Source organism: Acrocarpospora sp. B8E8, from assembly GCF_039871605.1.
GTDB classification, from domain to species: Bacteria; Actinomycetota; Actinomycetes; order Streptosporangiales; family Streptosporangiaceae; genus Acrocarpospora; species Acrocarpospora macrocephala.
Map to the genome: position 1 here is coordinate 24,837 of NZ_JBDPLV010000097.1, position 10,898 is coordinate 35,734.

The window sequence follows — 10,898 nt, forward strand, 5'->3', positions numbered from 1 at the left end:
GCATGTGTTCTCCCGGCAGATCCGGTTCGCCGACATCGATCAGCTGGGGCACGTCAACAACGTCCGGTTCTTCGACTACCTGGAGGACGCGCGGCTGGCCATGCTCTACCTGGATCCGATCCGGGCGGGCGGGCAGCCGCATCGTGGCCTGGTCGTGGCGCGGCACGAGATCGACTACCGGCGGGCGCTGACGTTCCGTCCCGAACCCGTGCGGGTGGAGACCTGGGTGACCGCGATCACCCCGGTCCGGTTCACCTTGGCGTACGAGATTCGGGACGAGGACGTGGTCTTCGTGGAGGCCATGTCGGTCATGGTGGCCTATGACCCGGCGGCGGGGACGCCGCGCCGGCTCACCGGGGACGAGCGGGCCTACCTCGAGAAGTTCACCGCGTAATCAGCCGGGTGGCGGAACTCACCGGGTGAGATGCCAGGGTGGCCGGAGATCGCCGCGTAAATCGGCCGGGTGGCGGAACTCGCCGCGTAAATCGGCCGGGTGGCGGAACTCGCCGCGTAAATCAGCCAAGTGGCCTAACTCACCGCGCAAATCAGCCGGGTGGCCGGAAACTCGGCCGGGGGGTCAGGGTCAGTGTGAAGGTGCCCTTCTGGCCCTCTTCGTCCGGGGTGAGCGCCAGCGACGTGGACGTCGAAGGCCAGGCGCAGGATGAATCCCGGTCCAGGCGCTCACCCGGCCGGAGTTCACCCGGTGCGCAGCCAGGTGGCCGTGTCCGAGGCCAGCGTGCCGCCATCAGGGCCCAGGTGCCGCCCTACGCGTTCACCAGGCTGTGCGCGGCGTAGACGAGGTATTTCCAGAGCTTCTCGTGCTGCTCTTCCGGGAGTTCCAGGGTCTCGACCGCGTCGCCCATGTGCTTGAGCCACGCTTCCCGCTCCGGCTCCCCGATCACGAACGGCGCGTGCCGCATGCGCAGCCGGGGGTGGCCCCGCTCCTGACTGTACGTATTCGGGCCGCCCCAGTACTGGATCAGGAACAGCCGCAGCCGCTCCTCGGCGCCGGTGAGATCCGCTTCGGGATAGAGCGGACGCAGCAGCGGATCCTCCGCCACACCCTGGTAGAACCGGTGGACGAGGCGCTTGAAGGCCTCCTCGCCGCCGATGAGGTCGTAGAAACTCTCCTCGCTGGTCACGGTTTCAGCCTAAGACAGCTACTCGCCAGTAAAGTCGCGGGGCCTGGGGGTGAAGATTTCCCCCGGGGGAGGATTCTCATCCCGCGAACCTTCCTGCCGGATGATGATTCTTCTGCCGCACCGAATCAGGCGTACCGAATCAGGCGTACCGAATCAGGCGTACCGAATCAGGCGCACCGGAATAGGGCGCGCCGGATCAGGCGGCGAAGACGAGGCCCTGCTCGTCGAAGGCGCGCTTGATCCGGCGCCGGAGCTCGCGGGCGGCGTTGGCGCGCTCGCCGGGCACGGTTTTCACGCTCACCCGGAAGATCACGGCGGAGTCGGAGATCTGCTCCATGCCGAAGACCTGCGGCTCCTCGACGATCACCGTGTCGTGGAAGTTCTCGTCCTCCCACAGCTGGGTGGCGATCTCCTTCAGCAGGTCCTGCACCCGGGTCACATCCGCGTCGTACGCCACCGGAACGTCCACCACCGCCCGAGACCAGCCCTGGGACTCGTTGCCGACCCGAGTGATGGTGCCGTTCCTGACGTACCAGACCTTGCCGTCGGCGTCCCGGAGTCGCGTGATGCGCAGGGTGACCGCTTCGACGGTGCCGATGGCGACTCCGGTGTCGATCACGTCGCCGACCCCGTACTGATCCTCCACCAGCATGAACATGCCGGCGATGAAGTCCTTGACCAGCTCCTGCGCGCCGAAGCCGACCGCCACGCCGAGCACGCCGACGCTGGTGAGCAAGGGCGCGATCGGGATGCCGATCTTGGTGGCGATGGTGAGGAAGGCGGTGCCGAGGATGACCACCGAGGCGATGCTGCGCAGCACGGAACCGAGGGTGTCGCCGCGCTGTCTGCGCCGTTCGCTGAGGATGGCGGAGGTGGCGTCCTCCGGGGTGGCGGCGCGGCGGAGCCGGTCCGGCAGCACGCCCTCACCGGCCCGCAGGGTGATCCGGGTGATCAGCCTATGCGCGATCTTCCTGACCACCATGGCCGCGAGCAAGATCAGCAGGATGATAAGGATCACATCGGCGACCCCGGCGACCAGCTGGATCCACTGGGGGTAGGCGGCCCGCGCCGGGAGTAGGGCATTCAGAATCGGGCAGACCAGGCCTTCGCCTTTGGTGCACGCCTCGACGAGATTCTGGCCCGCCTGGTGGAGATCGATGATTGACGTCGGGCTGGGGGTGGGGCTGGGGGACAAACTTGGCGTCACGCTGGGGGTGAGGCTGGGCGTGATGCTCGATGTCGGGCTCGGGCTCGGGGAGAGCAGGAACACGAGGTGGATCCCCCTCGGATCGGTTCATTCGGCGCTAGGTGAGGTCGACGCAGGTCAACCTAAACCATATTGCCGAGCGAACCGGCCAACGTCACATTACGCCGGGGAGACGTGAGTGCCTGACCCCGGGCCGCGGAGGGCAGGGGCAGACATTCCTGTGACGGCTGGCAGGACCGGGACGTGCACCCGGAAGCACATCCCAAGCCGTTCTCCGAGAGGGGGACCCCCCGAACAGCCATCCAGCCCGGTCGCCCGTGCCGGATGGCAGCCAGCCGGGTACGGCTCCGCGCCGGAGCCGTACCCGAGACTGCGTGGACCCGAGGGCCCAGGAAATTCCGTACCAGTACCAATCAGATCCGCCGGTTTCGGGACCGGCGGGATGCCACAACGTTCCCCGCGAGGGGAGCGTTCCGCACCGGGCATCCCGCCGGCCCTGTGGAGCCGCGGTGGCCGCGACGAGCCAAGGTGACTGCGCTTCACCTGGTTCGTCGCGGCGGTGCGATCATTCGGTTATTCGCCTACCGCGGCGAGCACGCGCGCGACCTTGGTCGCGGCACCGGCCGGATCGTCCGCCCGGTGCATTCGCTCCCCCCAGGACCACCAATAGTCCGCCGCCTTGCAGACGACGTTCTCGGTGAGACTGGTCGCATTCGGGTTGATCACGCGGACGAAGGCACGGCCGGTCTGGCTGTGCACCACCCGCGCGTGAAATCCCCGAGTGCCGAGCTCTGAAGCAAGACGCTCCAGATGCCCGAAATCGTCCTCCCCCACCGTTCGTCCTCCTTCTCGGGCTCTTTCGGTGATTTGCGGCTCTGCGTTTCGGTGCTGGTTGGCCCAAGATGACTTACAAGGCCGCACCGGTCAACGAAGCGGAAAGGCAGCCCTGGATGCGGTTAACACCAAGTGGGTTGAAAGAACCAGCCCGGGGGTGGACGATCCTTAATCAGCACGTTCGACAGTGGGACCGGGCCGGACAAAACTGGTCCATCATTTGGTTGGGCGCAGTGCAACCTTAGCGTTACGCTGAGTCAGTAGATGAGGACCGGTCGGGACATGTGGGCGGCGCGTACGGCTGGCCACGAGAGAGGGGCCGGTATGTCCGGCAGGCAACACAAGGAGACGGAGACCGCGAGGCGAGTCCGGGCCCGAGGCCTGGCCGCTGGGCGGAGTCTGGCGAGCGTCGCCGAAGAGATCTTCGAGACATGCTCGCCGCTGTTCGGCACCACCCGGATCAAATCCCACCGGCTTTCGAACGGCATCGCGCTCGCCGACGTGATCGAGCAGGTGCGCGCCCTTTTCGAGCGGGACGGGAAGGCAATCCCGGGAATCGGGGAGACGTTGCTGTCCGCGTATGAATCCGGACTCAAACGCCCCGGGCCCGAGTACCTCCACTACCTCTGCTGTGTCTACCGGGTCGAACCGGTCGCCTTGGGCTACGACGGTCCGTGCATCTGCGGTCATGGTCACCGTATGCCGGGCGTAGTCCGCGGTGGCGACCTGCAAGACGGAAGATCCGACACATCCCCCGTCTCGCGCGAGCTGCTGGTCCTCTCGGACGGCGGTGACCCCTCAACGGGCGGGGGCGAGGAGGACGAGAACGTGCTACGGAGGACGCTGTTGAAGCTCCTCGCCGGCACCTCGGTGAGCCTGGACGGTCAGGTCCTGGGTGCGGTTGAGAACATCAGGCGGCGGATGGACGACACGATGGTGTCGGCGACCGTCTCTCCGGCGATGCTCGATCAGTGGGAGGAATCCACGGTCGGCTTCGGCCGCCAATATATGAACACCCCGCCGCTCCGGCTGCTCTGTGACGTGCTGCTGGAATTCGCGGCGGTGCGCAAGGCGATGGAACGACGCCAGCCGGTCGATCTTCAGGAGCGGCTCTGCCGGATGGCGGCGCAGCTCTCCGGGCTGTGCGGCATGATCATGATCGATCTCGGCGACCACCGGCTGGCGCGGTCCTTCTTCCGCACCGGGCGGACCGCCGCCGACGAGACGGGCGACCGCGCGCTGCGCGCCTGGGTGGTGGCCCGCGAGGCGCTCGTCCCGCTCTACTACGGCGACCCGCGCGAGGCCCTCACGCTGGCCAAGAAGAGCCGGGACATGGCCGGCCAGACGCCCTGTGCGGCCAAGACCATGGCCCCGGTCGTGGAGGCCAGGGCGCTGGCCATGCTGGCTGGCAGCAACGGCCAGAAGAAGGACGTGGTCGACCAGGCCAAGCGGGCGCTGTCCCGGGCCCGCACCGCGTTCTCCCAGATGGTCCCGTCCGAGCAGGAGGACACCGCGTTCGGCTACACCGAACGCCAGCTCTACTTCTACCAAGGCGACGTGCTCGTGCGGCTCGGCGAGACGCTCGAGGCCGACGTCGTGCTGGAGCAGGCCCTCGGGCAGTACGAGGGCGAGCCGCTGGACCAGACGCTCATCCGGCTCGACCTGGCCCAGTGCCGCCTCATCGAGGGCGAGCCCGAGGAGGCCGTGCAGCTGGCCACCAGGGCGCTGGAGATGATCGAGAAGATCCACCGCACCGAACTGGTGATAGCCAGGGTGAACGAGCTGATCGGCGGCATCACCGGCAAGTATGGCGAGATCAAGGGCCTGGACCGGCTCAGGGAAGTCGCCCTGGACCGGGCCCAGCTGGATCTCGGCGATCTGGTGGGGGGTCTATGAGCTTCCCGTTACGGGTGCGGCGCTACCGGTGGTCCGATCTGGACCAGGTTTGGGCGCTGCACCAGATCAGCCTTGCCCAAGTCGGGCTCGCGCCCGGCGACGGCGTCTACTACGAGGACGATTTCCCCCGGATCAGCGAGGTGTATCTGGCCGATCGGGGCGAATTCCTCGTCGGTGAGGTGCCCGGCGGCCGGATCGTCGCTATGGGCGGATTGCGCCGTTTGGATGAGAACACGGCGGAAATGTGCCGTTTGCGGGTGCATCCGGAGTATCAGCGGCGGGGTTATGGCGCGCAGATCCTGGAATTGCTCGAACAGCGGGCGTGTGAGCTGGGCTACAGCCTCCTGCGCGGGGACACCACCCTGCAGCAGGGGGCGGCGATCGAGCTTTACCGCAAGTACGGCTGGCGCGAACTCAGCCGCGAAGTCCGCGGCGACGCCGTCGTTCTTTATGGCGAAAAATCACTAATTCCTGTGAATTCTGGTCACTTCATCAGGTGAGTACGGCTGGCCGGTGAAAGTTTCCGGCCGGTTCATAGCAGGTGATCGAGAATGGTGAGCAGGTTCGGGGGTTCGATCGGCTCGGGGAGCGCGGCCAGGTCGGCCCGGGAGTGCCAGGCGTGGCCGCGGTAGGTGCCGTCCTCCTCCGGGGTGAGTTCGGTGGAGGCCACGTCGGGAGTGGTGTCGAAGCGCGCCAGGAAGAACGGCTCGGTCTTGACGTAGTGCACGCCTAACCAGTGGTAGTCGCGTTCGACCGGTATCCACTGGTCAAGGACCTTGTCCCCGGGCAGCCCGGTCTCCTCGGCGAGCTCGCGGCGAGCCGCTTCCAGAGGCGTCTCGCCGGGTTCGATCCCGCCGCCGGGGGGCTCCCAGAAGACGACATCGCTCACGTGATCGTGCCAGCGGAGCAGGAGCACACGGCCCTGACCGTCCACGCAGAGAACCCGGGCCGCGGGTCGTGAGTCAGCCACGATCGCCCATCCTGCCATCGGAGCGGACGATCTATCTCCGGAACATCCGGGACAGTGATATCCGGGGAGAGCGATATCATGCTCAGCCGAAGGACACGCGCGCCAAGGGATCCCGATGAACGCCGAATATGTGCTGACCCTGTCCTGCCCGGACCGGCCAGGGGTGGTCGCGGCCGTCTCCGGGTTACTTGCCGGGCGCGGGTGCAACATCACCGAGAGCCAGCAGTTCGGCGACCCCGAAGCCGATCGTTTCTTCATGCGTGTGCAGTTCACCGGCGACGTGCCGGTGGACGAGCTGCGGGTCGCCTTCGCCGCCCTCGCCACCGAGTTCCGGATGGATCTCCAACTTTTCGACCGGGCGGTGAAGCCGCGGGTCCTGGTGCTGGTCAGCAAGTTCGATCACTGCCTGAACGACCTGCTCTACCGGGTGCGCTCCCGGCTGCTCGACATCGAGATCGTCGCGGTCGCGTCCAACCACCCTGACCTGCGACCGCTCACCCAGTCGTACGGGATCGACTACCACCACCTGCCCGTCACGCCGGAGACGAAGAGCAGGCAGGAGGCCGAGGTGCTCACCCTGGTCGACCACTACCGGGCCGATCTGGTGGTGCTGGCGCGTTACATGCAGGTCCTGTCCGAGGACCTGTGCGCCAAGCTCTCCGGCCGGGTGATCAATATTCACCACTCGTTCCTGCCGTCGTTCAAGGGCGCCAAGCCCTACCACCAGGCGCACGCCCGTGGCGTCAAGCTCATCGGCGCCACCGCGCACTACGTGACCGCCGACCTGGACGAGGGCCCGATCATCGAACAGGAGGTGGCCCGGGTGAACCACACCCACTCCGCCACCGACCTGGTCGCCATCGGCAAGGACCTCGAATGCCAGGCCCTGGCTCGCGCCGTCCGCTGGCACGCCGAACACCGGATCCTCCTAGACGGCCACAAGACCGTCATCTTCCCGCGTTAGAGCGCCCGTACGCCGTCACAGACGTTCGAGGCGGAAATTTTCCGCCTCGAACGGATCCGGGCCCGAGCAGGGGTTACGACTCGCGCGCCAGCCCGGTGTGGGTGGCGAGGAAGGCGAGCTGGTCGGCGGCCAGCGCGACCGTCTTGCTGACCGAGCGGGCCCCGTGTCCGGCCTCGGTCTCGTTGCGGAGCAGGATCGGGCGGTCGGAGGACGTCGCGAACTGCAGCGCGGCCGCCATCTTCCAGGCGTGCAGCGGATGCACCCGGGTGTCGGAGGCGAACACGGTGAACAGCGTCGCCGGGTAGGCCACCCCCTCCCGGACGTGGTGATACGGCGAGTAGGACCACAGCCAGGCGAACTCCTCGGCCACCTCGGCCGAGCCGTACTCCACGTTCCAGGTGGCGCCGAGGCCGAACTGCTCGTAGCGGATCATGTCCAGCAGCGGGGCGGAGCAGACGACCGCCGCATAGAGCTCCGGGCGCTGGGTGAGGGCCGCGCCGACCAGCAGGCCGCCGTTGGAGCCGCCGGAGATGGCCAGCTGCGCCGAGGTGGTCACGCCGGTGGCGATCAGGTGCTCGGCCGCCGCGTGCAGGTCGTCGAAGACGTTCTGCTTGGCGCCGAGCATCCCGGCCCGGTGCCACTCCTCGCCCTGCTCGCCGCCGCCGCGCAGCTGCGCGATCGCGTAGACCCCGCCGGCCTCGACCCAGGTCAGGATGGAGGCCGAATAGCCGGGCGCCATCGAGATGCCGAAGCCGCCATAGCCGTACAGCACGGTGGGGCGAGGTCCCGAGCCGTCGACGGGGGAGATGACCAGCATGTGCACCTCGGTGCCGTCGGCCGAGGAGTAGACGACGTGCTCGGTCCTGACCGGGGGGACCTCCACCGAGCCGGGGGAGGCGGCCCAGAGGGTCGTCTCGCCGGTTCTGGCGTCGTAGCGCTGGATCGTGGGCGGGGTGGTGTTGTCGGTGTAGCCGAACCAGGCCTCGTGGCCGCCCTCAGGGCGCTCCGAGATGCCGCCGATGGTGCCGAGGCCGGGGGTGGGCACCACGCCGGTCCTGACGCCGTCAGACAGGCGGTGCACCGAGATCTCCGCGATGGCGTGGCGGGTCCAGCCCACCAGCATGATCGGATCGTCCAGCTCGTCGAGGATCGCGAAGTCGCTCAGCACGGCCTCGGCGTCCTGCGGGATCAGGTCCCGCCAGTTCTCGTGGCCGGGAGCCTCCGGCGAGGCCACGCACACCCGGCCGCGTGGCGCGTCCCGGTCGGTGAACACGTAGAGCCTGCCGTCCCGGCCGAAATGCAGGCCGGTCTGCGCGTCCACGTCCTCCTGGACGGTGATCAGCGTGGGGGACTCGCGCGGGGAGGACTCCAGGTCGGCGATCCAGAGATCGTTGCGCGGCGCGGTGCCCCGGGAGGCGGAGATCGTCAGCCAGCGGCCGTCGCGGGAGACCGAGACGCCGTAGTAGTTGGTCTTCTCCAGCCCTGCCCCGAAGATCATCACGTCGTCGTCGGCGGGTGTGCCGAGAACATGCAGGTAGACGCGCCGGTGGTACTGATCCTCGCCCTCCGGCACCTGGTCAGGGGCCAACCGGCGCACGTAGTAGTAGGACTCCCCACCGGGCAGCCAGGCCACCGGAGAATACCGGCACCGGTCGATCGGGCCCTCGACCACCGCGCCGCTCTCGATGTCCAGCACGTGCAGCTGGGACTCCTCGTCGCCGCCGACCGAGATCTGGTACGCCAGCAGGCGCCCTTCCTTGTCGGGCTGCCAGGAGTCGAGCGTGGTCAGCCCGGACGGATCCAGCGCCATCGGGTCGATCAAGGCGCGCTCGCCCCGCTCGTCCACCACGTAGAGCACCGCGTGCTCCTGCTCGGGGGTGCGGCGCATGAAAAAATGTTTGTCGCCGCGCCAGGTCGGGGCCCCGACGGACCCCGATTTCAGCAGTTCCTCGACCCGCCCGCGGAAGCGCTCCCGGCCGGCCAGCCCGGCCTGCCCGAGCAGTTCGCTCTGGGCCTCCAGCCACTCCTTCACCTCGGGCGCGTCCGGATCCTCCAGCCATCGGTACGGATCGGGCACAGAGGTGCCATGCAGGTCGTCGACGATCTCGGCCCGGCGAGCCGGTGGGTAAGGCGGTCGCGTCATGTCACGCACTTTAGGGCAGGCCACCGACAGACTCGTACCCCCAATACCGGGGAGTAAAAAGATGATCGCCGGGGCATAAAGAGCACCAGGCGTATCAGTTGCCCAGGTTATGGGGTGGCGGACAGGTCATCGCAAAGGCCACACTTTGGTTGAGGACGGTGCCGTGGTGACCATCCGCTGGACCGTCCGGCGGAGGTCTTCGTGAAGGAAACACCCGAGTCCCAACAGGTGGGGCCGCAACGTAGGCGCACAGTCGTCGCTCTGCGACTCGCCGCTCTCCGGTCGGCCGCCAGGTCTGCCGAGACTGCCGTGGAGGCCGGCTGATGCGCCAAGTCCTGCTCCTCAACGCCACCTACGAACCGCTCACCACGCTCTCCCTGCACCGGGCCATCATCCTGGTGCTGAGGGAGAAGGCCGACGTCGTCCACCGGGACGGCCGAGGCACGGTTCTCCGATCGGCCACCCGGACTCTGGACGTGCCGTCCGTGATCCGGCTGCGCCGCTACATCCGTATTCCGTACCGGTCCAGGATCCCGCTCACGCGGGCGGCGCTGATGCGCCGGGACGACTTCCGCTGCGCGTACTGCGGGCAGCGGGCCGAGACCATCGACCACGTGATCCCCCGATCCAAGGGTGGCCCGCACACGTGGGAGAACTGCGTCGCCTCATGTATGCCTTGCAATCACCGCAAGGCGGACAAGCTGCTGGAAGAGATCGGGTGGTCGCTCCGCGTCAGCCCAGCCGTGCCACGCGGTGCGCACTGGCGGCTGATTGGTGCACAATTCGACGGTGATCCGCAGTGGGCTCCTTATCTCACGGAGTCGGCGGCCTGAACTCGCTGATCGGACGGGCACAATCGAATCATGACGTGGACGCTCACCTCAGACGTGTCGGCCTACGCCGAAGCAGCGGAGCCCTGGCTGCTCCGGGACCACGTGCGCAACACGGTCCTGCTGACCGTGTTGCGCTGGATCCGGAGCGGTCAGTACTCGGATCCCTTGATGGGCTGGTTTGTCGAGCATGGGGAGGTGCGGGGGGCGTTATGTCATACGCCGCCGTATCCGCTGCTGCTGGGGTCGTCCCCGTTCGCCGAGTTGCCCGCTCTGGTGGGGCAGCTGGTCAATCGCGGTCGTGAGCTGCCCGGGGTGACCGGGCCGGTGGAGACCGTGTCCACTTTCGCCTCCGCCTGGTGGCAGCCGGAGAAGGAACGCCGCTCGGAGCGCCTCTACCGGCTCGCGATGCTGGTCGCGCCCGGCGGCCCTGACGGCCGTTCCGCCCTGTACGGCCCAGGCCGGGCGCGGGTGGCCACCCTCGACGACCTCCCGACCGCCGTCCACTGGTTCCGCGCCTTCCAGACCGAGGCCCACGTCGACGTCTCCGCCGACCCCGGGCCGGTCGTCTCGGCTCGCCTGAATCGCAACGAGCTCGTCTGGTGGGAACTCGCGGGTCGCCCGGTCTCGCTGGCGGGTGTATCGACGCCGATCTCCGGCATGTCCCGCATCGGCCCTGTCTTCACGCCCCCGGAATTCCGGCGCCACGGGTACGGCTCAGCCGTCACCTACGCCGCCACCCGCAAAGCCATCGACGACGGCGCCACCGAGGTCCTCCTGTTCACCGACCTCTCCAACCCCGTCTCCAATTCGATCTACCAATCCATCGGGTACGTCCCGGTATCCGACTACGCAACCATCACCTTCTCCTGAAACGTTGCGGTTTTTCCCCACCCACCCGCACTTTGGGTC

General features: G+C 67.7%; 11 protein-coding genes. 6 read left to right on the forward strand and 5 right to left on the reverse strand.

Features of this window, described 5'->3' with window-relative positions:
• Positions 1 to 4: 4 nt before the first annotated feature.
• Positions 5 to 394 (forward strand): thioesterase family protein, encoded by a 390-nt coding sequence (locus tag ABGB08_RS48920; protein WP_347605584.1) that lies wholly within the window; start codon positions 5 to 7, stop codon positions 392 to 394.
• Between the two features lie 370 nt (positions 395 to 764).
• Here ABGB08_RS48920 and ABGB08_RS48925 read toward each other — a convergent pair whose 3' ends face one another.
• The 3 genes from ABGB08_RS48925 to ABGB08_RS48935 all read right to left on the reverse strand — a co-directional run bounded on the left by ABGB08_RS48925 (position 765) and on the right by ABGB08_RS48935 (position 3,183).
• The gene (locus ABGB08_RS48925) at positions 765 to 1,142 is read right to left on the reverse strand and encodes a globin (protein WP_347605587.1); all 378 of its coding nucleotides are present in this window, start codon (positions 1,140 to 1,142) and stop codon (positions 765 to 767) included.
• A gap of 196 nt (positions 1,143 to 1,338) precedes the next feature.
• Complete coding sequence (locus ABGB08_RS48930) at positions 1,339 to 2,412, reverse strand: mechanosensitive ion channel family protein (protein ID WP_347605590.1); 1,074 nt, start codon at positions 2,410 to 2,412, stop codon at positions 1,339 to 1,341.
• A 510-nt stretch (positions 2,413 to 2,922) separates the two neighbouring features.
• Positions 2,923 to 3,183, reverse strand: coding sequence for a hypothetical protein (locus ABGB08_RS48935; protein ID WP_155360292.1), 261 nt, complete (start codon positions 3,181 to 3,183; stop codon positions 2,923 to 2,925).
• Positions 3,184 to 3,507: 324 nt separating this feature from the next.
• On the opposite strand from ABGB08_RS48935, the gene ABGB08_RS48940 reads away from it, so the two are divergent.
• Positions 3,508 to 5,079 carry a tetratricopeptide repeat protein gene (locus ABGB08_RS48940; protein ID WP_347605593.1) on the forward strand — a complete coding sequence of 524 codons (1,572 nt, stop codon included), beginning with the start codon at positions 3,508 to 3,510 and terminating at the stop codon, positions 5,077 to 5,079.
• Positions 5,076 to 5,579 (forward strand): GNAT family N-acetyltransferase, encoded by a 504-nt coding sequence (locus tag ABGB08_RS48945; RefSeq protein ID WP_347605596.1) that lies wholly within the window; start codon positions 5,076 to 5,078, stop codon positions 5,577 to 5,579. The genes ABGB08_RS48940 and ABGB08_RS48945 overlap by 4 nt, the downstream gene beginning before the upstream one ends.
• 32 nt (positions 5,580 to 5,611) lie before the next feature.
• Here the strand turns inward: ABGB08_RS48945 and ABGB08_RS48950 are convergent, their stop codons facing one another.
• Entirely contained in the window at positions 5,612 to 6,049 is a 438-nt protein-coding gene (locus ABGB08_RS48950; RefSeq protein ID WP_347605599.1) for an NUDIX domain-containing protein, read from the reverse strand.
• A 115-nt stretch (positions 6,050 to 6,164) separates the two neighbouring features.
• Here ABGB08_RS48950 and purU point away from each other — a divergent pair, with 115 nt between their 5' ends.
• Positions 6,165 to 7,013, forward strand: a complete 849-nt coding sequence (gene purU, locus ABGB08_RS48955) for a formyltetrahydrofolate deformylase (protein ID WP_155360287.1) — start codon at positions 6,165 to 6,167, stop codon at positions 7,011 to 7,013.
• 73 nt (positions 7,014 to 7,086) lie between these two features.
• Here purU and ABGB08_RS48960 read toward each other — a convergent pair whose 3' ends face one another.
• The gene (locus ABGB08_RS48960) at positions 7,087 to 9,156 is read right to left on the reverse strand and encodes a prolyl oligopeptidase family serine peptidase (protein WP_347605602.1); all 2,070 of its coding nucleotides are present in this window, start codon (positions 9,154 to 9,156) and stop codon (positions 7,087 to 7,089) included.
• 323 nt (positions 9,157 to 9,479) lie between these two features.
• On the opposite strand from ABGB08_RS48960, the gene ABGB08_RS48965 reads away from it, so the two are divergent.
• Complete coding sequence (locus ABGB08_RS48965) at positions 9,480 to 9,989, forward strand: HNH endonuclease (protein WP_155349935.1); 510 nt, start codon at positions 9,480 to 9,482, stop codon at positions 9,987 to 9,989.
• Positions 9,990 to 10,019: 30 nt separating this feature from the next.
• On the forward strand, positions 10,020 to 10,859 hold the full coding sequence (locus ABGB08_RS48970) for a GNAT family N-acetyltransferase (RefSeq protein ID WP_347605605.1): 840 nt from the start codon (positions 10,020 to 10,022) through the stop codon (positions 10,857 to 10,859).
• The last annotated feature ends 39 nt before the right edge of the window (positions 10,860 to 10,898 follow it).

Bases quoted from the DNA above. Each gene is read 5' to 3' on its own strand.
- ABGB08_RS48960 (WP_347605602.1), bottom strand. From the start codon at position 9,156: ATGACGCGACCGCCTTACCCACCGGCTCGCCGGGCCGAGATCGTCGAC.
- ABGB08_RS48965 (WP_155349935.1), top strand. From the start codon at position 9,480: ATGCGCCAAGTCCTGCTCCTCAACGCCACCTACGAACCGCTCACCACG.
- ABGB08_RS48940 (WP_347605593.1), top strand. From the start codon at position 3,508: ATGTCCGGCAGGCAACACAAGGAGACGGAGACCGCGAGGCGAGTCCGG.
- purU (WP_155360287.1), top strand. From the start codon at position 6,165: ATGAACGCCGAATATGTGCTGACCCTGTCCTGCCCGGACCGGCCAGGG.
- ABGB08_RS48970 (WP_347605605.1), top strand. From the start codon at position 10,020: ATGACGTGGACGCTCACCTCAGACGTGTCGGCCTACGCCGAAGCAGCG.
- ABGB08_RS48945 (WP_347605596.1), top strand. From the start codon at position 5,076: ATGAGCTTCCCGTTACGGGTGCGGCGCTACCGGTGGTCCGATCTGGAC.